General features: G+C 47.1%; 13 protein-coding genes and 1 pseudogene. 11 read left to right on the forward strand and 3 right to left on the reverse strand.

What is annotated here, in order from left to right:
- Positions 1–394: 394 nt before the first annotated feature.
- The 8 genes from PMG71_RS10065 to PMG71_RS10100 all read left to right on the forward strand — a co-directional run bounded on the left by PMG71_RS10065 (position 395) and on the right by PMG71_RS10100 (position 16,805).
- Entirely contained in the window at positions 395–1,435 is a 1,041-nt protein-coding gene (locus PMG71_RS10065; RefSeq protein WP_283753543.1) for a hypothetical protein, read from the forward strand.
- Between the two features lie 139 nt (positions 1,436–1,574).
- Positions 1,575–13,664 (forward strand): DUF4114 domain-containing protein, encoded by a 12,090-nt coding sequence (locus tag PMG71_RS10070; RefSeq protein ID WP_283753544.1) that lies wholly within the window; start codon positions 1,575–1,577, stop codon positions 13,662–13,664.
- Between the two features lie 403 nt (positions 13,665–14,067).
- Positions 14,068–14,502, forward strand: coding sequence for an endonuclease domain-containing protein (locus PMG71_RS10075; RefSeq protein ID WP_283753545.1), 435 nt, complete (start codon positions 14,068–14,070; stop codon positions 14,500–14,502).
- Positions 14,503–14,621: 119 nt separating this feature from the next.
- On the forward strand, positions 14,622–14,780 hold the full coding sequence (locus PMG71_RS10080; protein WP_283753546.1) for a hypothetical protein: 159 nt from the start codon (positions 14,622–14,624) through the stop codon (positions 14,778–14,780).
- A 102-nt stretch (positions 14,781–14,882) separates the two neighbouring features.
- On the forward strand, positions 14,883–15,161 hold the full coding sequence (locus PMG71_RS10085; protein WP_283753547.1) for a ribbon-helix-helix domain-containing protein: 279 nt from the start codon (positions 14,883–14,885) through the stop codon (positions 15,159–15,161).
- Entirely contained in the window at positions 15,161–15,340 is a 180-nt protein-coding gene (locus PMG71_RS10090) for a type II toxin-antitoxin system RelE/ParE family toxin (protein WP_283753548.1), read from the forward strand. The genes PMG71_RS10085 and PMG71_RS10090 overlap by 1 nt, the downstream gene beginning before the upstream one ends.
- A 192-nt stretch (positions 15,341–15,532) precedes the next feature.
- Positions 15,533–15,928, forward strand: a complete 396-nt coding sequence (locus PMG71_RS10095) for a hypothetical protein (RefSeq protein WP_283753549.1) — start codon at positions 15,533–15,535, stop codon at positions 15,926–15,928.
- A gap of 187 nt (positions 15,929–16,115) precedes the next feature.
- Complete coding sequence (locus PMG71_RS10100) at positions 16,116–16,805, forward strand: response regulator (protein WP_283753550.1); 690 nt, start codon at positions 16,116–16,118, stop codon at positions 16,803–16,805.
- On the opposite strand, the gene PMG71_RS10105 is transcribed toward PMG71_RS10100, so the two are convergent.
- Positions 16,802–18,424: an NAD(P)H-quinone oxidoreductase subunit 4 gene (locus PMG71_RS10105; RefSeq protein WP_283753551.1), complete on the reverse strand. Its 1,623-nt coding sequence runs from the start codon at positions 18,422–18,424 to the stop codon at positions 16,802–16,804. The two genes, PMG71_RS10100 and PMG71_RS10105, sit on opposite strands and share 4 nt — an antisense overlap.
- Before the next feature lie 499 nt (positions 18,425–18,923).
- Here PMG71_RS10105 and PMG71_RS10110 point away from each other — a divergent pair, with 499 nt between their 5' ends.
- Entirely contained in the window at positions 18,924–19,703 is a 780-nt protein-coding gene (locus tag PMG71_RS10110) for a hypothetical protein (RefSeq protein ID WP_283753552.1), read from the forward strand.
- A gap of 153 nt (positions 19,704–19,856) precedes the next feature.
- Here the strand turns inward: PMG71_RS10110 and PMG71_RS10115 are convergent, their stop codons facing one another.
- Positions 19,857–20,177 (reverse strand): DUF2973 domain-containing protein, encoded by a 321-nt coding sequence (locus tag PMG71_RS10115; RefSeq protein WP_283753553.1) that lies wholly within the window; start codon positions 20,175–20,177, stop codon positions 19,857–19,859.
- 277 nt (positions 20,178–20,454) lie between these two features.
- Between PMG71_RS10115 and thrS the strand changes: the two genes are divergently transcribed.
- Complete coding sequence (gene thrS / locus PMG71_RS10120; protein WP_283753554.1) at positions 20,455–22,278, forward strand: threonine--tRNA ligase; 1,824 nt, start codon at positions 20,455–20,457, stop codon at positions 22,276–22,278.
- A gap of 149 nt (positions 22,279–22,427) precedes the next feature.
- On the opposite strand, the gene PMG71_RS10125 is transcribed toward thrS, so the two are convergent.
- Positions 22,428–23,240 (reverse strand): DsbA family protein, encoded by an 813-nt coding sequence (locus tag PMG71_RS10125; protein WP_283753555.1) that lies wholly within the window; start codon positions 23,238–23,240, stop codon positions 22,428–22,430.
- 100 nt (positions 23,241–23,340) lie between these two features.
- On the opposite strand from PMG71_RS10125, the pseudogene PMG71_RS23880 reads away from it, so the two are divergent.
- Positions 23,341–23,431, forward strand: a pseudogene (locus PMG71_RS23880) (RNA-guided endonuclease InsQ/TnpB family protein); the annotation flags it as partial.

Genomic DNA, 23,431 nt, shown 5'->3' on the forward strand with positions numbered 1-23,431 from the left:
ACTAATATCCGTAAATCTAACGATTGACAAGATTGGATTTAGGGCTAGATTAAGAAGAACAGAGCATTAATCGAATAACAATCAAGCGTTTCTTTCTTGTCTGAGGTATAGTTTTCGATCCCCCCAACCCCCCTTTTCAAGGGGGGTAGTAGAGAAAGTCCCCCTTTTCAAGGGGGGTAGTAGAGAAAGTCCCCCTTTTCAAGGGGGGTAGTAGAGAAAGTCCCCCTTTTCAAGGGGGATTTAGGGGGATCAATGTGTATCTCATCAACTTGAGAAAGGCGATGAAACTGGCAAGGCATTTTTCGGGTCTCCATTACATTAATCACAACGATTATGTAAATTTTTTTCATGTCTTGCAAGGAACAGGTGGAAAAAGAAAACCCGAATAAACCTCATGCTTAACTCAACTGAAAATACAGAATATACTTGCCGTTATGCAACCCTTGAAGATGCCGATCAATTGGGACTGTTGTGGTCTAGATTTGCTCAAGAGCGAGAAATAGCCGATCCATCTTTATCCATCAAACCTGGTTTTGATTTTCAGGCTTATATCGTGCAACAGTTAAACCGTCCCCTGAGCTATGGGTGGGTATTAGAAAAGAATATTGAGAATAATCCGTTAATGGTGGGTTGCGTATTTGTCTATTTTTATGATGAAGCTCCTCCACCTGATTTACCCTTGGAATGGCAATCCGATCATGAACTCAATAACCCCTTTAAGTCCCGGCGCGTGGGTTCTGTTTTGGGAATGTATATCGAGCCAGAAGATCGAAATCCCCAAACGATTCACTTGCTGGCTGATGCAGCGATTGCCAAGGCTTATGAGATGAAAGTGAGCGATTTAGACATCTTGGTGTCGGCGGAACAGACGGGTATGCACGCATTTCTAAGTCGGTTAGGATTTACCAAAGCGGCGGTGCAATATACCAAAGAATTGGCGATCGCCGATCCGGAGAATTTGCCCAGTTTACATCCCCCGCATCCCGATTTAAAAGTTGCCGAAAGTAGGGGAAGTTATGCCATCCCACTCTACGATCCTAACACCCATGAATTGGTGAAAAATTCTGATGGAGAACCCCTATTTCTAACCGCTCTTTGTGATGAAGATGGAGTAGTGTTGAAAACTTCCGAGGGATTGCCCATTTATCCGAATCCCGTTCGCCATCCTCACACGCAAGAATTTGTATTTGATGCTCAAGGAGATTTACTGGTTTGTCCTGTAGTAAAAAATGACAAAGGTCAAGTGCTAGAAGTACAAGGAATACCTCAGTTTTACCCGCCTGATTATGAGATGGCTAATGGGAAATTAAACTTAAGAAAAGATGATAAGGGTAACTATCTCTTCTGTGATGTTGAGAGAGATCGTCAGGGTAACATCCTGCTTTCTCCCGATGGTTTTCCTGTATTTAAGCCAGTGAAACTCACTTCGCGTTGACCATTGAGTAAAAAATGGCTGGCATTGCTGCCCAGACAAAACATGAAGTTTTATTACACAATTTCATGTTTCGCATAAAAATACTTCCCAAAACCTGAGTACCTTACAGAGGGATTCATCTCCTCTGCTCAATCATCTGTTGTGCATATACCGAGGCTTAACCCCATGTCATTCTTCAACTGGTTTAGAAAAAAAATCCCCCAAAACCTCCAACCCCCAAGACTCTCAAACCTTTATTCTCGAACCCATCCTCACCCCTAGCGGCATCGTCGATGGCTTAGAAGAAACCCCAGATGTCCCAGATGTAGACAGTTTTGACGTTCCCGAACTTGATACTGACCTCATTGAAGAGACCGATACACCAGAAACCCAAGAAGTAGAACCCGATGCCAATACCGGCGAAGAAATCGACACGGCTGAAGTCACTAATCTCATTCCAGACGAAGACATCGAAGAGATTGAATTTATTACCGACTTGCCAACAGAACAGGATACAGAACCCAACGAAGTCATCGACACAGAATCTGAAGTTGACGGTTCTCCAGAGCAAGTCGTTGCACAAGCTGCCACCCCGGATGCAACCGATGAAGAAGAAATTTCCTTCATCACCGCAGATGAGACAGAAGCAGATGAAACCCTAGAAACCTCCGAAGAACCAGAAGAGATGATAGAAGAACTCCGTAGGGGCGAACGGCCGTTCGCCCCTACAGGAACCTTTACCGTTGGTGAAACCGGAGAAGTAGAAATCGAGTATCTCTTTGATGGTGGGAAATACCAGGGAGAAGTCGCCTTCTTTAGCTTAGAAGGCATGGAGGATTTAGAACCCGGTTCAGAAGCCTTTATTCAAGAAGCCGCCGCTCGCGCCTTGGGTATCGAACCCACCGAAACCCCATCCGATGTAGGGGCGGGTTCAACAACCGATTCGTCGATTGACCCAGATTTAGGTGAACCCGCCCCCACCGACACCGATTTCCCCGCCGAAAATACCTCTAAACTCGGTCATATCGTCATTTCTGACAAAACAGAAGGAGCGAAATTCGAGGGCGTTCTGGGCGAATCTAACTGGAATCAAGGGGAATTTGCTGGCGTGAAAACGGTGCAGATGCGCCCTGGGGATACCTTTGGCATCATGCTCGTTCCCAACAAGAGCGTACAACAAGTATTCGATAATCCCAGTATCGGCGGTTCCGGTCGTCCTCTGTTCTCCCTCTCCACAGCAAATCCTGATGATGGCTTCCATATCGGACAAATTGCCGACGTTACCGGAGATGGCAATACCTTTGTGATGGAAGATATCCGGGTTGATGGCAAGAGCGACTATGACTACAACGACATCATCTTTCGCATCAAAGGCGCGACGGGTAAAGCAGTACACCTCGATGACGTGATTGACATTGAGAACGACTGGCGCGAAACCGAATTAGGGCAAGAGATTCTCGATTATATTAAACCCGAACCCATAGAGGTGATTAGCGAGATTGAATCCGTGGTTTTAGACCCAGAAGAACCGGAGTCAGTGATTGAATTATCCGAGATTTTCGCAGCACCAGAAGATGAGACGGTTACTTACGAGCTGGTTGAAGGGGGCGATGTAACCGAACCCTTACCCGATGACGTGCCTGTAATTCCGGGGATTGAGGACACCGAGCCTACAGAAACAGAAGCTTCTGCTAGTTTAGAGGGCGATCGCCTCCAAATCAACCCCCAACCCGAAACCGACATTACCGAAATCAGTGAAATCGCCGTTCGCGCCGTATCCGAAACCGGAGAAAGCGCCATCCACACCCTCGAAGTCGTCAACAACACCGTCTCCGAAGAGTCCGTAGAAGCACTCAATACCGGCTTAGAGAAAGTTCAGGAAGCACTCAACGAAAATCCCGATAACCTCATCGAAGTCTTAGAAAACCCTGAACTTCTGCCCGTCGTCGAAGAAGTCTTTACCCAACTTGAAGATAACTTTGGCACAATTTACAATGTCCTAGAGCGTCCCGACATCCTCGAAAAAGTCGGCATTGCTCCCGAAGCCGCAGAAACCTTTAACGCCATTATCGACAACCCTGAAATCGGCGAACTCTTCGGCTTACCCGGTTCTCTGCAAGAAGCCTTCACCAACGAAGACTTTACGCAATGGGATAATTATCTGATTAACGCCCAAGACGCAGCCTCCCTAATTTTACCGGATACTCCTGATGTTCCTGTTGCCTTCATCGACTTTGCCGGAGACCATGGAGAAGACGTTACCGAAGTCTTCGAGTCCGTTAATCCCCATAACGAATACGAGACATTAGGCATAGAAGGGAATAATTGGGCACAACAACTCATCGCCTATGTCGATAGTCTCCGCGACGATGCCGGATTACCCACCACCACCGATATCGCCAATACCAACAACCCCGTAGGGGCGGGTTCTGCAACCATCCCCAACACCAACCCAAATTTACCTGAACCCGCCCTTTCCCCAACCATCAATGGGGACAACATTACCGGTGAAAATGTGACCCGTGTAGGAGCAGACAACGCCAATCACCCCGTAGGGGCGGGTTCACCAACCATCCCCAACACCAACCCAAATCTCCCTGAACCCGCCCTTTCCCCAACCATCAACGCGGGACATGATATCGGTGAATCCACGACGGGAAATGTGCGTGGTATCGTTAACCTCAGTTTCGATTTAACCCAAATCGACGACCAAGGGCAAATCACCACCCGCTACCAACTCACCCCAGAAGAACAACTCGCCCTGCAATACGCTCGCGATAACAATGTCCTCCTCGTTGTCGCTTCCGGAAATACCGGGGATGCCATGTCCGCTTTAGGACAAGCTGCCGATGAATTCGACAACATCATCACCGTCGGTGCAGTCAACTCCACCGAAGAAGTTGCCGACTACTCCAGTCGCGGCGAAACCCTCACCCTCGTTGCTCCCGGCGGAGAACATAAACATGACCCCGATGCTTTTGTGGGCACATCGCGGGCAACCTCCTATGTTACCGGTGCTGCGTCTTTAGTCTGGCAGGCTAATCCAGACTTAAGCTATCAGCAAGTCAAAGAGATTCTGGTACAAACGGCAAAAGACTTAGGCGAAGAAGGTTGGGATACCGAGAGCGGTGCGGGTTTGCTGAATGTTACAGAAGCTGTGCTGATGGCGGGGTTAATTGCTCCAGAAGAGGTTGTTAAGAGTGAAGATATCGAAATCACATCCTTTACCGGTGAAGGACGGGTTATCACGCAAACTCGTGCGGCTGGAGAAGCGACGGAGCAGGCGATACAGAGCCTGACAGCTACCCAAAATCAGTTATTGCAGCAGTGGCAAACCTTATCGGATTTAGGTAATCCCGATTTAAGCTTAGAGGACTTGCAAAAAGCCCTGGAAGAGCAGAAAGAACAGGCATTAGAGCGCTATCAGCAAACCGACACCGATGCCGCCATTTCCCTTGCCGAGTCAGAACAGTTAGCCGAAGCTTTAGCCTTGGCAACCCGCCATCATCAACTGGAGTTAGGGCGTTTGCAAACCTTGCAGACTCGGCAACAGGAGTTAAATGAACAATTAGCAGCATTGAAAGCCGAGCGCGAGCAAGCAGTTGAAGGGAATGCCGAGCAGATTGAGCTACTAGAAGAAGCCATTGCTCAGAGCAAGGAAGCCGTGAAGGAAGCACTGGCGAAACTGCAATACCAGTTAGTTGACCCCGATACTTTACTCGCTGACCCCAATGCGGTGCAAGCTGAGATTGACAAGTTAAAGGCGAAAATTGCCCAGTATCAACAAAAATCTGCGGCTTTGAGAGCAACTGCTTCGAGTTTTTATCAGCAAGGAGCGCAGCACCGGCAAACACAGAAGCATCATACTCATCTTGCTCATAACTCTTGGGCAACAACTCGTGGTTTTTGTGGGCGTATTCTTCGTAAGCGAGATACAGCTCAGTACAATCACCACATGGCTATAGCGAACCAAGCTGGAAAAAATGCCTACAGTGCTGATTCACAAGGTCATGTCTTGTCAACAAATGCCGCGAAAGTTGAGCAACTAACTGCTCAGATGAATCATCAAACTGATGTTTTGAGCGGTTATCAGCAACTGCTGGAGAATAATAATCAACTTCTTGCACAAGTCACTGGTGAATCTCAAGATGCCCATCAAATCTTAAAAGCGCTGCAAGAACAAGCTGCTCAAAAAACTCAACTGGCAGAAAAATATTGGCAACAAGCTGCGTTAGCTGAACAACGGCGCAAGCAGAATCAAGATACGGCTAACCATCATAATAATTTGTCTCGGCGCTGGGAAGTTGTGGGACGTGGTGGCCGTTGTGGTGTTCAACCTATTCATGGTTGGCGACATTATCCCGAACATATTGCACCTCGCGACCAAGCGCAACATCAAGCCAATGTTTCCGAGAATGAACGGCGTGTTTTTGAACAATGGGCGCGACAAGCTCAAATGGAGGCTGATAACCTCAATCAACAGGCGCGAGCGTTGGCAGAGCGGGTGGCAGATTGGCCGGAATTGAAGCAGGGAATTCAATATGAAATCAATGCCAACGAGCAAAAATTGCAAGCGGAAGAAGATTTACTCGCCCTGCAAACTCCGGTGCAACGGCAACAACTGGAAACTCTGGATTTACAGATTCAACAAGCTGAGGAAGAATTGGCGAAACTCGAAGGGGAGCAGTTACCCAGTCAGGAAGATAAAGCCAATGCTACTGAAACTCGGTTAACAGATTTGCAAGAGCAATCTACAGCCAATCGTGAGGAACGGAAAACCACCCAAAAGGATTTACAAACCTTCCTGGAAACCTATGGTTATCTCTTGCCCTATCCAGAGCGCTTGCAAGCGATTAAAAAGCAAATCCAGCAACTGGAAGACGAGAAAATTCGCGCTCAAGAACTGTTGATACAATTGAGCAATGCCATCACGACAAATCCCGATTTGGTGCAGCAGTTTGAAGCGGTGCAAGCCTATATCTCCGATATCGATGAACAACTGGATTGGGCGAAATTACAGGAAGACCAGATTAATTGGTCTGCTCCCCAATCTCCGCAACGGTTAGCTCTGGCGAAGTTAATTGAAGAGTTGAAAAATCGGCGCGATGATTTACCAGAAACCAATTCTTTGCCGTTGCAAGAGTATATCGATTTCTTGCGGGAAATGGAGAACCGCAGTACGAGTTTCTTGAATGGCTTTGATGACTTGCAAGAACGGTTAGATGCGGCGCAAGAACAACAAACGGATGCCAATGAAACCCTGGAGCGGTTGCAGGGAGAATATCGCGAGTTAGGCTTAGAAAAAGCGGCGATTGAGGAAGAGAAGTTAATCGGGAAGCAAGTGGAGTTAGCTAATCTGCCAGAAGATAAAGCTCGGTTTACCGCGATTCAAGCGATTAATGCTGAGGCTGATTTAGAGGATGCCATTGCCCTCAAAGAACAGCAGATTGCTGATACGAATACAGCTATCCGGACAACCCAAGAAGAGATTAAAATCCTTGAGCATCATCTAGCGCAGTCTGAACAAGATAAAGTTGTGCAAGAGGACTTGATTTCCGATAAAGAAGCTCAGATTGCTGACTTGGAAACGGAGAAACAAGGGTTAGAGGCTCAAAAGACTGCCCAAGAAAATCAATTGGCGAATCAGCAGCAAGCCTTAGACATTTTGAAAACTGAGTTATCCGAGATTGAGGATAAAATCGCTGAACTTGAGGATGATATTGCTGCCAATGAAAGCAACATTAAGGACTTGCAGGCGCAACGGGAAACTCACGAAGAGGAGCGGGATTATTTCCAAGCAACTCTGGATGAAATTAATGAACGCATTGCCGATAAAGAAGTAGAAATTGCCGACAAATATCGGGAAATTGAGTTAACCGATAACTATCTGCGGCAAATGAATACGGAAGTGGAGCGCTTGCAAAATCGGGTGACGGTTCTGAATGAAGCGGATGCCTTGGAATCGGATTATCAAAATGCGGCGGATGCTTGGCAAGAGGCGCTCGATAATCAGGTTACTGCGACGGAAGAGTTGGTGGAAATTCGTAAGCAAGGAGAACAAGACCGGCAAGCTCTGTTAGAGTTACAATCGGATTTGGCTGAGACTCAAACAAATCTGGCAGAAGTGACGGCACAGCAGGAGGAATTGCAAGCTGAAGTTGCGGATGCTCAGAAAGATTTAGCGTTTACTCAGCATCAATTACGGACGCAAGAGTTGCAGTTACACAGCTTGAGAGCGCAGGATGCTCCCCTACGCAGTGCGGAAGGTTATTATTACGGACAAGCGCAATACCATCGGCAACATATGTGGTATTGGAATGGGCACACCTATGCTTATCATGGTGGCCATGCTGCGGCTTATCGCCATAATTTGCAAAAAGCGTCTCGGTTGGCAGAACAGCGCAATAATAATTGGCCGAAAATTCAGGAAACTGAGGCGAAAATTGCCGAGCTGAAAGGAGAAATTCCACCGAAAACGGCTGTTGTGAATGAGAAGCAAGCGGCCCTGGCTGAAGTGACTCCGAAAGTGACCCAGTTGACGGCTGAAGTGGCTGGAATTGAGGGGGATATGGCCCCGATTGTTGCGCGGCTTAAACCTCTGCAAGAGGCTGAAAAGGCTAAATTAGCGGCGTTCCAAAATGCGGTGAATGAGGCGACTGATGCGGCGGATGAGTTGGCGGAAACGACTTCCGAACAAGCGGAAGCGCTGCAACGGATGATTAGCTTTGGGGTTTTGGGAACAGAATCGGATGTGGATTTCTTTGCCACGGAAGTGGAACCCAAAGTTAATGAGTTTATCGAGCAGTTGGAAAGCCGTACCAGCGAGTTAACCGCAGAACTGGATAACTTGAATGGGGTGATTGCTGATTGGGAAGATGAGTTAAATCAAACGACGGATGAGGTGAGTCGAGAAGCGTTAACGGAGTTAATTGCCGAAACGACAGAACAACGCGATCGCCTCTTAACCCGCCAAAATGATAATAACGATATCATTGCGGCTCTCACTACCCGTCTCGAAGAAGCCACCAACGCCATTCAACCCCTGCGTCAACAGCAAGAACTGGAAATTCGCCAGCAACTGGACACCAATGATGAGCGGTTAGCCGCGCTTGAGCGTCAATTGGAGACAGAAGAAGCCACAGAGACAGCATTGAGCGAGGATACTATCTTAGCTTACGCGCAATTGGGCGATCGCCTCCGTCAAGACCTGGGCGATGCAGCTAAAGTCTGGACGGAGCAACTGCTGGAGGGACACGCACAAACCAAGGAAATTGGCGCAAGTCAGCAGGAATTATCCCAATCTGTCGATGATTTGGTGGCGTATATTGAGGAGAACTTGGGCAAAATTGATGGAGAGCGCGATCGCACTTTAGCCAATTTGCGCGATGCTATTACTACCCTAGAAGTCGCTGCTCCCCGCTTTGACGAACTCGAACAAGGACAAACCACCTTAACCCAAGAAATCGACAAGCTGAAACAGTGGATAGAGCAAGATGCCAAGCTCTGGGAAGAAATTGCCCCCATTGCCGAGCGCTATGGTGCAGAGTCCGAGGAGTTGGAAGCGTACCAGCAGCAGTATGAAATCTACAAGCAGCAGGATGAAGCGCGGGCGCAGCAATACGAAGCTCAACGGCATCAGCATCAAATGAATGCTAATCATTGGAATGGCCAGATTCGCACTTGGGGTATTGCACGTTATGAGTCCGTCAGGGCCCTGACAGTCTACAATCGAGGGGGTCACTGGCGCAATATGGTCATAAACCAGTTTAATCAATTACGCAGCATCTATGGCGGACAAGCTCTAGGATGGCTGATGTATGGATCGATGAACGTCCCCGTTTACGGATGGGTTCACAACCATCATGCTGAAGCTCAACGTAATGCCGCTCAACATGCGGCTAATGTTGCGGCTCAACAACGAGATGCCTCCTTGCAACTGCCCACCGCTAAAGCGCACCGTGCGAAGTTTCTCAATAACACTCCAGAGAATGGTACAGCGATTGACATTCTGCAAGCAGAAGCAGAAATCAACAGCCAAAAATACAACAACCAACTCGCCCAAGTCAGCGCCGAACTCGCGCAAACCAACGCCCAAGCCTCTGCTGCTCTAGCTCAAGCTGACTGGTACGAAAAACGAGCGGCTGACCATTGGCAGCGAAGTCGCAAAAATGGCCCCACTTGGACAGAGCGCCGGAAAACCTGGAAGCGCGGTAAATCTGGTAAGAAAAAAGAGCATTGGGTTACCCTCACCCACATCGATCATGACTGGATTCTCTGGGATACTTATACCAAGTATGCCCAACAACTGCGCGAACAAGCCGTTCGTCAACTCGTTACCACCGACAACCAGTCCCAGCAACAAGAACGCTTAAAACCCCTAGCCGAACAATGGGCAAGCACCGTCAACGCCGTCAATGCAGCCGAACCTTCCATTACTGCCAGTCGCAATTTAGTCGAACAGCTAGAAGCCAGTCGCGAACAAATTCCCGCCGCCAAGGAAGCGTTGCAGCAGCTCGAAGACATCTTACCGGAAGTCGAGCAACAGTTAGCCCAAGCGCAAAAAGAAGCGGATGAGTATAACGCCAAAGTTCTCGCCGAATGGAAAGAACTCGAAGCCAACGACAGCCAATATCTGCCCATGGTGGAAGATATTCTCAAAAAACGGGGCGCACTCAATCGCAAATCCCAGGAATTGCAGCATCAACTCGCCGATGTCGAGCAATGGGTAGAGCGGCAAACCGTTGCCCTGACGACGGAAACCGAGGAAGTCAACCGCCTGCGGGAAGACTTAATTGCCCAACGGGAAATCCTGTCCGAACAAATTGCCCAATCTTCCGGTAATGTTGACCTGCAAACCAAACAGGCGCAACTACAAAACGCCCTAGGGTTGCTCGACAATAAAGCCACCGTCTTGCAGCAACAGCAACGGGCATTTAGCCAAAAACGCACCCTGTTGACTGCCGAACATGAGGTCATTCTCGCCGAGCAACGGCTGCTTGATGCCTATCTCACCTCCCCCGGCGACTTGGAGCAGTTGCAAAAACAGCTCACTGATGCACGCGCAGCCCTGGCAGAAGCCCAACGGTTGGCAGAGCAAGCGGAAGCCAGCAGTGGGGCGCTCACGGCTCCATTGCAAGAGATGCAAGCGGATTTATTGGCCCAAAATGACGAGCATTTACGCGCCGCGAGAGAACATCAGCAAATTCTGCGCGACTTGTTGGAAGCCACCGAATTGAATGCCAACTATACGTTGCAAGCAGCCCAGAAACAACGGGAAGTCAATGACCTGGAATTCCAGATTCAGCAACGGTTACAGGAGATGATAATCAATGGCAACAAGGAAGCCGAACACCTGCTGAATGTAGCCATGCACAATGATATGGCGACGGCGGCGGAAATCTACTATCGAGATTACAACGATATTGCCAGCGATACCGGGGGCAGTTGCGCCGGAGGGATTGCCCGCCCGGAAGACCGCGCCCTAGCCAACCGCTACTATCACGAAATGATGGTAAACCGGCAACTGCAACAACGTGCCCAAGCGCAAGCCAACCACTTCGGACACCTGAAGCGGACGGCAGAAGCTCAGAAAAATGTGTTGCAAGCGCAACAAAATACTGCCGCGAAAATGCTGAAAGACATTAATGACCGCATTGCCGAAACTCAGGAGGAACGGGAGCAGAAACAGCAAGAGTTGGCGGTGGCTCAAGCCCGTCTGGATGGCATTACTCGCATCCGGGAACAAACGGAGCAAACGTTTATCACCCTGATAAATTTAGAACAACTGAATCTCGCCCAAGCGCAGTTAGAACAAACCATCGCTACCCAACGGCAAGAGGACATCGAGAAAGCGGTAGAGGAGCGCTTGGAGCGAGAAGCCATTGAGCTAGAGCGTCAACGGTTAGAAGCGCGGGCGAAGTTGGAGCAACTGGAGCAGTTGCAAGCCGAGGATGCCCTGCTACAAGGGGTGAATGCGGTGCGCTCTGAAGTCGGTTTAGACGGGGTTGATGGGGACTTTGACCCGGTACAGGTGCAGTCGCAAATGGCGGCATTGTTAACCCAGTTGAAGGACTTGGAACAGCAGCAACCGGATTTACCCGATGATTTGAAGGTGCTGTTGGCTGAGGCTGAGGGCGATATTCATCAGGCGCTGCAAGGGGAAGAAGCGGCTAACATTCAGGGCAATCTGTTTAAGGTGATGGCTGGTTTAATTGGCCAAGTTCAACACTATAAAGCCGATATTAATCGCATCGAGTTAGAGGAACAGTGGGATATTGCCCTGTTACAAACTGCCGAGCAAGATGTTCAGAAAGCGTCTAAAGATTTCCTGAAAGAGTTGGAGCGAATGGAGCAGTTGGACGGTGAAAAACAAACTCTCGACCCACTCTATTTGGAGACTTTAAATAAAGTGGCTCTAGCCGAGCAAGCGGTTGATATTTCCAACGAACTTGCCCAACAATCGAAAGAGATGTTGGAGCAAATTATCGAACAACGGGTTGCCGAACGGAAGGCGCGGAAAAAATATTTCTGGAACAGTACATTGGGGCTGATTTCGCAAGTCATGACTGTTCTTAGCACCATTGTCTCTATTCTCAGTGTTTCCTTCCCTGTGTTGATTCCTTTTGCCATTGGTTTAAGCCTGGCGACTGCGGGAATTACTGCGATTCAAGCGGTGATGAATGGAGATTGGTTAGGCGGTATTTTCAGTGTAGTCATGGCTGGCTTAAATGCGGTGACCATGGGTATGAGTAATACGCTTACAGCCGGAGCTAAATTAGCTTTGCAATCCCTACAATCTCTGGCTGCGGGTGCTTTTAGTGGCGCACGTTCGATTATGTCTGGCGAGAGCATTCTGGGCTTCTTACAAATCCTCGGCAGTATCGCCAGTGTCGCCTCTGCGGGTGTAGGTGGCTTGGTTAAAAACTTGAGCGCAACCACGCAAAAAGTGATGCTTTCCGTGGTGCAAAGTCTGGAAAAAGCCCCACAGATGATTTATGGAGGGATTAAGGCGATTCAGAATGGCGACTGGTTGAACGCCATTAGCAATATTTTCAATGCCGTTCTTTCCGTTGGTCAGAGTTTTGCCGGTAATTTCAATAGCACTCTGTCTAAAGTTTTGGAAGTTACCGGTAAAGCGGGTAATACGGGTCTGGCATTAGCTGGCGTGATTAAGGATGGTGGCATTGAAGGGTTGCTTTCTGGTCTCAATAGTATCTTGAATATCTGGAAAGACGACCTAGTTGGTTTGGTTGATAAAATTTCTGGTAAGGATGAGTGTTGTGTTCCTTGCGAGCCTTGTATTGAAGACAATTCTCAAAATGAAGAGATCGATGGCAATGATATTTCTGAGACAATAGCAGTGGATACCAGTCAGCTACAAGCACAGATGGATGGACATGGAGATATTTTATATTATAAACATCCACAAACAGGTAACCGCTACAATATTGATGCAAGTGGTAACATAATTGGCGGCTGTTTCACAATAGGGAATACAGGTAAGACAGCTAAATGGACAACAGATCATCCCATAGATCCTTCAAAACCAACAAAAATTATTGTTCATGGCTACCGGGATACGGGTAACGATCGATGGGTTAAGGATATGGCTGATGCTTACCGCCAGAAAAATCCAGGTGATAATGTTGTCATAATTGACTGGGGAGAAGTCTCCAATAATTGGCTTAATCGAATCCTACCACTACATTATGGAGGGGCAGCTAAAGCGACTAAAGATGTTGGACTGGGAGTTAGCCAAATTCTTAGTGAGATGGGTATTAACTTAGACAAAACGACTGTCATCGGTCATAGTCTTGGTGCCCAAGTGGCTGGTTATGTAGCGCAAAACTTGAAAGAGACCTGGGACGGAAGTTTAAAAGTTATTGCCCTCGATCCGGCAGGGCCAATGTTTGAAAGAGAACATATATTGTGGGGATCTCGTCCATCTGCTGAAGGCCGACTCGATCCCAATGATGGCGATATCACTGTGATTCGTACTACAAACTTTTTAGGAGTTGGCAATACTAATAACGTTTTAGGACAGGGAAATCCTGAAGTTGGAGATCGGAATGTTTATCTATCAGATTCGGCTATGTCTCAATATCGGAAATTTAGTGACTACTTTATTAATATTTTGGGGGGTGCTGGTAATCACCAAGTTGCTTATCGTTTCTGGATCGATCAAATTAACAATAAAACCGATAACTTGTACAATACTTTGCCAAATGGCTCTTACGATCTAAGTCCTTGAAATTACCTCCTTACAAACTCAGAGGTAATCAGGTCTTCCCAAAACCTCCTCCAACAGGTCAAAAACTCCAACTCCCTTTGACAAACAACGCCCTTTGGCGATCGCCTCCTAGTCTTTCTCTGGTGATAAAACTCCGTTTCGCTTCGCGATCGCCCCCTCTTCCTCAATCAACCTTCAGGACTCATCCCATGAACATCATCAAAACCCTATCCATCCTTCTCTTTGGCACTACCATCCTAGGTATAGCCTCCCCAGCACAACGGAATTCATGCCTGTAATGAAGTACATTAGAAAGATCCCCCCTAACCCCCCTCTTAATAAGGGGGGAACAAGAAAGTCCCCCTTTTTAAGGGGGATTTAGGGGGATCGATCTGCACCTCATCCAATCTGAAACTGCTGTATCATGACGCTCCAACCCAACAACTTCCATCTGCCATATAACCCAAAACTCACACCCATTGCCAAACAAATGCGGCAAAATCCAACTGCCGCAGAACGAAAATTATGGACATTTCTGCGAAACTTTCCCCGACGAGTTTTAAGACAGCGACCCATTGACCATTTTATCGTTGATTTTTATTGTTCCTCTTTAAGACTTGTCATTGAAGTTGATGGAGAAAGTCACTACACGGAGCCAGGGAAAGAATCCGATGAAGAACGAACTCAGATTTTACAAGGATATGGTTTAACCGTTATCAGATTTACCAATGAACAAGTGTTAACTAACTTTGAAGGAGTCTGCACCCAATTACTCAATTTTGTACCCAAATTTCCCCCCTTATTAAGGGGGGCAGGGGGGGATCTCACCAGTAACAACGAAGGGGGAAATGTTCAATAAGATATCTAGTCATAGACGTTTAATAGAGATGATGTTGGTGAGATTCCTAGCGTTTGATCCCCCCAACCCCCCTTAATAAGGGGGGCTATAAACCCAAGGGTTTGGAGATCGAGTCAGTTTTGAATCCGGAAAACCGCAGATGGAGTGTCAGCTACCAAGTGGAAGTTATCGACAAACTAGACTCGACTCCCCAAAGTGTCCCTGAACCGAGTGCTGTGGGGACGCTGGCATTTCTCGGTATTTGGGGATTAAAACGGATAGGTTCGCGCAAGGGGTGAGAAACCGGGTTTCTGGGTTGGGTTGGGGGCGATAATGTGACCCATCCCTGGGGCGATCGCTTTTGCTACAATTGATAGAGAGTTCTTTATAAAATTAGACCAATGAACGTTACCTTAAAGAGCGAACAAGCTGAGTTAATCCAACAACAGATTAATAGTGGAAAATACCAGACTCCAGAAGAAGTCATTGCTGAAGCTTTACAATTACTAGATCGACGAGATCGAGAGTACGAGAATTGGGTAGAAGAAACCCGACAGAAAGTAGATATAGCCATTGAAGAACTCAGGCAAGGTGAAGGTATTGATGGTGAAGTTGTTATTGCTCAACTGAAAGATAAACTGAAGCAATCACGTCTTTCCAGAAAAAGTGTAAAAACTTAATGAACTTTCCCCAGCTAGGACGTAGCTATGGAGAAATTAGAGAAGATTTACGCGGCATTCCCTTAAATGGATATATTATTCTGTACAAAATTACTGATGATACTCTAGAAATTCTGCGGGTAGTCCATGGTTCTCGAAACTTAAACGCATTGTTTGAATCAGATGAACAAGAAAGCTGATAGGGGCGATCGAGGTTATTGTCAGGCGATCGCTCTCCAAAACGTTTAGCGATTTCCTTTCCCTCTGAAATCGCCATACAATAACACCTGTGGCAAGTAAATGACCCACGAATTGGCCCCCGGTCTGGTTTTAAGAGACAAGGGGGTGGCGGTTTTCCCTTAAGTTCACCTTAAATACAAAGAGGCAAAACTATGCAAGGTATTACAATTACTGACCAAACAATGGATGGTTTCTTAACAGTTAACCTGATTGATATCCTCCAGCAAATTACTCCGAAAGTCCTCAACTCAAACTGGAAAATTTATAACCTAGAGTGTTTAGGGGCAACCGCAGATGAACTGTGCCAAATTTGTGATCAGGAACAACAGATATCCGGCGCATTGTTATTACAATTGGCGACAGACATCACTCAAGTGATTGATGGTAAATTTGAAGCCTACGATTTTAATCAAACTCAACCTTGGTTAATCATTACCGCAGTTGATAGTAGTGCTTACGACGTAGAAACGGTCGATGAAAAGATTCTCGATCGCCTTCGGAAACAGTTTCAACAGGTTACTGACTTTCCCAGCTTACTCACTATTTGATTCCATTTCAATAGGGATAGGTTAGCGCAAGAGGGCTTCAGACACTGCATTTCCCTTTCTTACCATTCATATAGAATTTTGTCAACCGTAATATTGGGTAGTTTCAGATTGAAGTTGATGGTTCTGGACTGAAACTTGGGTATTTTAAACCCATTGGAACACCCTTGCATTAACGGATAAGCTTTTTATGAGTACGGTACTTGTGTTTGAGGATAGCAGTGCCCAAAGAGCGGCGATCGCCCAATTACTGCGATCGGTTGGGTTTAAGATCTTAGAAGCAGGTGATGGACACGATGCTTTACAACAAATCCAGCAACATTTACCCGATCTGGTGATTGCTGATATTGTTTCTCCCAACCTGAATGGCTATCAGCTTTGTTTTGCCTTAAAACGCAACCCCAAAACGCGCCATATTCCCGTTATTTTTTGCAGCGTTAAAAATCATGAACGGGATCGAGTGCGAGGACTCACGATCGCTGATGGCTATATCGCCAAACCGTTTCAACCGCCAGAACTGGTAGAAACCCTGATCGGTAAACTCCTCAGCCAAGGCAAATCCTGTTTTCATCCCACTCCAGCCGATGATTGGACAGAGGTGGGGTTAATGTGGTTGCAGGATTTTGACAATCAAGAATGGGCAGTGCAAGCCTTTGAAAAAGCTCTAGCCCTGGAACCCAACCACGATCTAGCGGTCAAACTCAAGGCTGTAGCCCTGGGAGAAGTACAAAAATCCCGCCCTTGTGAAGCTTGTCGCTTCTACTATGGCGGGAGTCCGGGTGGCAATTTATTGGTTTGTGCTATTCACCCTCATGGCCCTGAATCTGATGGTTGTCGAGATTGGGAATCTAAGTACCATTGTTCGAGTCAAGTGGCTTAGGCAGAACCGGAGATATTATCCATTACTCCTAACAGAGCTGGGGCTTTAGCCGCAGGCACGTTGGGAATATAGAAGTTTCCGGAGTAGAGGCGAGAGCGCTCTTGGGCAACCACGGTGAGAACTTCGCGGGTGGATTCGGCGATCGCCGTGGTTTTGATATCGTAGGTTTGAGTCGCAATCTTAGGATAGAGACCGATGCCGATGATGGGGAGCAGGAGGCAAAAGGCGATCGCCACTTCGCGAGGTTTGGCATCCATCCAGCCATCGACAACCACACCCGCTTCTTCACCGTAGAAGATATCGCGCATCATAGAGAGCAGATAAATGGGGGTCAGAATTAAACCGACAGCCGCTAAACCGATGACCACAACTTTGAAGCCAGAGGAATACACATCGCTAGTCGTCACTCCTAAGAACACACTCAGTTCTCCCACAAATCCACTCATACCGGGCAGAGCCAAAGAAGCCATGGATGCCGCAGTGAAGAGGGCGAAGAGTTTGGGCATACTTTGAGCCAGTCCGCTCATTTTCGCTAGAGCCAGGGTATGGGTACGTTCGTAAGCCACTCCAGCCAGGAAGAATAGAGCCGCCGCAATCAGTCCGTGGGAGAGCATTTGCAGCATTGCGCCGTTCAAGCCCAGTTCGTCAAAGGAGGCGATACCGATGAGAACAAAGCCCATGTGGGAGATGGAGGAACAAGCGAGGCGGCGCTTGAGGTCGCCTTGAGCGAAAGCGTTGAATGCTCCGTAGACGATGTTAACAATACCGAGGATAACGAGGACGGGAGCAAAGTAAGCGTGGGCATGGGGTAGAGCTTCCAAGTTCAGACGGATGATGCCATAACCCCCCATTTTCAGGAGGACTCCAGCCAAAATCATGGAGACGGGAGCGGAGGCTTGGGAGTGGGCATCGGGAAGCCAAGTATGGAGAGGGAAGATGGGAAGCTTAACACCAAAACCGATGATGAAGGCGGCGTAAGCGAGTAGCTCGAAGGCTCTGGGATAGTGTTTGTTAGCCAGTTCCGTCATGTCGAAGGTTACGGTGTCGCCGTAGAATGCCATGGCGAGGGCTGCAACCAGGATAAAAATAGAGGCTAATGCGGTATAGAGAATGAATTTAGTAGCAGCGTAGAGGCGCTTTTGTCCCCCCCAGATGGAGATGAGCAGGTAGACGGGGACGAGTTCCAGTTCCCAAGTGAGGAAGAATAGGAGTAAGTCTTGGGCTGCAAACACCGCGATCTGGGCACTGTACATGATCAGCAGCAGGCTGAAGAACAGTTTGGGGCGGTGGTTGACGTTCCAGGATGCGGCGATCGCCAAGGTGGTGACTAGGGCACTCAGGGCGATCAGGGGCATGGATAAGCCATCTACGGCTAAAGACCAGTTCAGACCCAGTTGGGGAATCCAGGGATAGGATTCAGTTAGTTGAATGGTCGATTGTTGAAAGTTATAGTGAGAGCCGAAAGCCCAGAGGGTCATTGCTAGGTCTACGAGACCTACGCCTAGGGCATACCAACGAACAAGCTTGGTGTGGCGATCGCTAATCAGAGGGATTGCTAGAGCTGCCACAAGGGGAAATAGAATGATTGCACTTAACCAAGGAAATGAATTGCCGAACATAATTGAGGATATATACTCATTGCCTACTCCTACATTGTATGTACTTTAGTTAATATTTGTAAACAACGAATTCCTGTGGATTTTCCGGGTATATCCATAGAGAAAAGTCTATGCATGAGGGATGACTTCGATCCAGGACTGGGATTATTCCTCTCTCTCTAGAGGGCTGTATTCCACAGAGAATCAATGTTACGACTATTACAGTTAATATGAGTTCATCTTCTTGTAAAGTTCAATCACACCGAATGAAAAGATTCAGGAAATCGGCCTTATAATTTACTTAAGTCATGGCGGACTCAATCTTAGGCGATCGGCAATCATTTAAATGTAAATGATCTAAATCTAAACTAGGTAGAGCGCTATTACCATGGATTATCATGGGATAATAGGTTTCTACCCAAGAGCCACTCTCAGCATTAAGAGCTTCGTTCGCTTTTTAAGAAAAATTACTTTAGTAATTGGTGATTTTATAAACTCATAATTCCCATAGGAGAAGGTTATGCAAATCGCAACGATCAATCAATCTGTTCAAAAGGAAACCCTTGATATCATTTTGGCCTCCACTCGTTTTACCCAAACCTGCGTTAAAGAACTTATCGATCGACAAGACTTCCATACCTATATTTGTCATAATACCCAAGAGCTGTTACATAATGTGCGAGAGCAATCGTCAGATTTATTGATTTTAGATGTCCTTTTTCTACAACATCAAACCCAGCGATTTTGCTGGAGACTACAAGATACTTATCCGAAATTGAGGATTATAGTATTGGGGAAAACTGAAGCGGAGCTTTCCGGTTGCAATTGGGTGTATGAATATCCTAATGTTTCCAAAGCCAGTCTTTCTCTCAATACCTCTAAAGTAAGCCAGTCTCCAATGACTACTGATTCTCACCCTACACCCTCTGAGTCCCCCGATCTGTCTAAACAAGACCTGTATTTAGGTTCGGTAGTCGGTGCAGCAGTGTTTGACTTAAGTGGTTTACCCCGTGAATATTTAGTCACAGACGAGGTGGATAATGTCAGTTGGGTACAAACGGTGTTTCAGGCTTTGGGACTGCGATCGCTATTGATGTCTTCCTTGCAGCTCGATGGCTTTCATTACGCCAGCACCTGTGCTAACGGATATAGAGCCATTATCGTAAAACAAAAAGATCGGTACCTGGCTCTGTTGCTTAAACCAGGGAGTGCCCATCTCGTCACTGAAAACCTGCTGAATTGGGTTAGAACCTTTAACCCGGATGAACTAAAACTTTATCCTCAATTCCGATTAGCTTAATTGCCCTCAAGTCCATCTCTAAAATGGGTGGAAGAACATTTGAGCTATGCAGTTTACGAATCATAAAGAAGGGTTAAGTTGAATACCGATCGAGATTTGTGTTTCCTTAACCCTAATTGTTGATCTATATCATGAAATTTATCTGAACAGATTTTAAATTTCTCCTCGATCCTCTTTAGGGGAAGATTCAGGAGAAGAGTTATACAAAGCATCTAACTTTTCACGAGCATCTTCTACCGTAATCGATCGCATCACCAATAAGGGTTCTTTGATCACCATTCCGGTTTCATCCAAAAACTCAGGATGAGGAACCTGTGTCGAAGAAATCCGATGGCTATCTATTGGTATATCCTTTAACTTCGGGGGAGTATTGCGAGTGCTTTCAGAACCGAGGATCATTAAGTTGCGGATTAAGTTGCCAACAGCGATAAAGGCTAAGGTGGTGAAAGCAAAGACGTAAAGCAGATGTAGCATTATTACAGATCTCCAAATTGAGTTTTAATCAAAAGGGGTATTGATAAGGGAGCTTAGGGGGCTAGGTGACCCATCAGATGATTTATCGACCCTCTAACTCATAATCTCTATCATAAGCTTAACGTAAGTTACGTTTCTTTACATTTATAAATTTAAGCTTAACTTAAGATCGATCCGGCTTATGGGGAGATGGGGGGATGGGAAATATTCCCTATTACCTATTCCCTAATTGATCTAAACTCATTAAGAGCGTCCCTTATTTGCGATTAAGCGACCCATGCCTCCAGAAGACTCCAAACAACCCCAAACCATGGAAGAACAAGCGCCTCACATCCATCTGCCTCGCACCAGTGAATCTGAGACCTTAAAGAAAATCCGCCATACGACCTCCCACATCATGGCTATGGCGGTACAGAAACTCTTTCCCAAAGCCCAAGTGACCATCGGCCCTTGGATCGAAAATGGATTTTACTACGATTTTGATTGTCCCGAACCCTTTACGGAAAAAGACCTGAAGGCGATCAAAAAAGAGATGATTAAGATCATCAACCGTAAACTACCCGTATTGCGGGAAGAGGTGAGTCGGGAAGAAGCGAAGGAGCGGATTGAACAACTGCAAGAACCCTATAAACTGGAAATCCTCGACGATATTAAAACTGAGCCAATTACCCTCTATCATCTAGGGGATCAATGGTGGGATTTGTGTGCTGGGCCCCATGTGGAGAGTACAGCCGATATTAACCCGAAGGCGATCGCCCTGGAAAGTGTGGCCGGAGCCTATTGGCGCGGAGATGCCAACAAAGCACAACTTCAGAGAATTTACGGTACAGCTTGGGAAACCCCCGAACAACTAGCCGAATATCAACGACGCAAAGAAGAAGCACTCAAACGAGACCACCGCAAACTCGGTAAAGAACTGGGATTATTCATTTTCTCCGATCAAGTGGGCCCCGGTCTCCCCCTCTGGACATCCAAAGGGGCAACAGTTCGCAGTTTACTCGAAGACTTCCTCAAAAAAGAACAGCTCAAACGGGGTTATCAGCAAGTGGTGACTCCCCACATTGGCCGAGTGGAACTGTTCAAAACTTCGGGTCATTGGCAAAAATACAAAGATGACTTGTTCCCGATGATGGGAGAATCGGAAGCAGAAGGGTTTGTTCTCAAAGCGATGAACTGTCCCTTCCATATCCAAATCTATAAAAGTGAACTCCATTCCTACCGGGATCTTCCTATTCGATTGGCCGAGTTTGGCACAGTGTACCGCTATGAACAATCGGGAGAACTGGGCGGACTGACTAGGGTGCGCGGCTTTACTCAAGATGACTCGCACCTATTTCTGACCCCAGAACAGTTGGATGAAGAGTTTTTAAATGTGGTGGATTTAACTTTAAGTGTGTTTAAGACGCTGCGCTTAAGCAACTTCAAAGCCAGATTAAGTTTCCGCGACCCAACCTTGGATAAGTATATTGGTTCCGATGAAGCCTGGGAAAAATCCCAAAATGCCATCCGTCGGGCGGTGGAAACTTTGGGTATGGATCATTTTGAAGGTATTGGAGAAGCGGCCTTTTACGGGCCAAAACTCGATTTTATTTTCCGGGATGCCCTAGACCGGGAATGGCAATTAGGAACGGTGCAGGTGGATTATACTTTGCCAGAGCGCTTCGATCTGACCTATGTTTCGGAAGAAGGAGTTCGGGAACGTCCGGTGATGATTCACCGCGCTCCCTTTGGTTCTTTGGAGCGCTTAGTGGGGATCTTAATTGAGGAATATGCGGGAGATTTTCCCCTTTGGTTAGCTCCGGTGCAGATTCGCTTATTACCGGTGAGTGAGACTCAATTGCCTTTTGCCCAAAAGGTGGCCGAGCAAATGCTCAATTACAATATCCGCGTGGAAGTGGATCGCAGTGGGGAGCGCTTGGGGAAACAAATTCGCAATGCGGAGAAAGAGAAGGTTCCCATTATGAGTGTGGTTGGAGCAAAGGAAATGGAGGCTGAGAGCCTGAATATTCGCACCCGCACTAAGGGAGAATTGGGGGAAATGCCGGTAAAAGAGGTGACTCAGAGGATGGTGGAGGCGATCGCCTCTAAGGAGGATTTCTAACACCTCTGTCCAATCCTTCACATTCAAAGATCCCCCCAACCCCCCTTAAAAAGGGAGGCAGTAAAAGTCCCCCTTTTTAAGGGGGATTTTCCGCAAGCGGACATGAAAGGGGGATCGAAATGTACCGCATAGCAGCGAAAACTGCTGTATCACCCAGAGACTTTCTGTAAAATGTCCTCCATTTCTACTAATTCGATCGCCCCAGAAAAGCTCTCTCCCTTACCCTGGGGTTCTCCTGGGGCAAACATGACGAAAAATGGAGTCCCAGAAAGCCCCAATTGGTTGGCGAGTTGTAGGTCTTTTTCAATGGCTGAGGGGGCGATCGCCACATCTTGCTGAAATTGCTCTAAATCTAACTCCAGATCTTGGGCTAATTGCTCATAAAAACTCTCACTTAACCGATCCTGTTCGGCAAACAGAGCATCGTGGTAGGGCCAAAATTTCCCCTGTTGACCCGCAGCCCAAGCCGCATATGCCGCTTGTTCCGCTTGGGGATGAATGGGACTTAGGGGAAAGTGTTTATACACCAATTGCACTTGCGGATGCTTGTCTATAAATTGGGCAACGGTATCATGGGCGCTGGCGCAAAAGGGACATTCAAAGTCCGAAAATTCAATCAGGAAAACTTGAGGATTTTCTGCACCGGTTGTGGGAGAGTTGCCGATGATGGTTTCCGGTTCCCGGTTGAGGGTGTCGAGAAAAGCGAGGCGGTTTTGTTGTCGGGACTGTTGTTGCTGCTGTTGATAGGTTTGTACGGACTCGATAATCACTTCCGGATGGTTGCGGATGATCTCTAGCACTTGTTGTTCGAGTTTAGCGTTCGCCGCTTGTGCGGGAAAGGTTGCACCGCAGAGGATGAGGAAGGAGAGGATAAGGGCGATCGCGCTTTTGAGGAGGCGATCGCCCATTTTGCAACAGTTAACCATGATTTCTGTTTGTTCGATGGACGGTAGAGCAGTCATCGGAAAATGTGGGTGGAAACCCCGTCCTTTTAGGACGGCTTTACATTGATACTTATATTACTTTTCGCTATAATAAGTATATCACAGCGAAAACCATCTTATGTACCTGACTCAAAAGAACCAAATCCGCAATCTTAATAAGGCTGAGTTTTTGGCTCTCCGTGAGCTTTGCCGTCTCAGTAAAAACCTCT

Origin of the sequence: Roseofilum acuticapitatum BLCC-M154, from assembly GCF_030068475.1 — a bacterium.
GTDB classification, from domain to species: Bacteria; Cyanobacteriota; Cyanobacteriia; order Cyanobacteriales; family Desertifilaceae; genus Roseofilum; species Roseofilum acuticapitatum.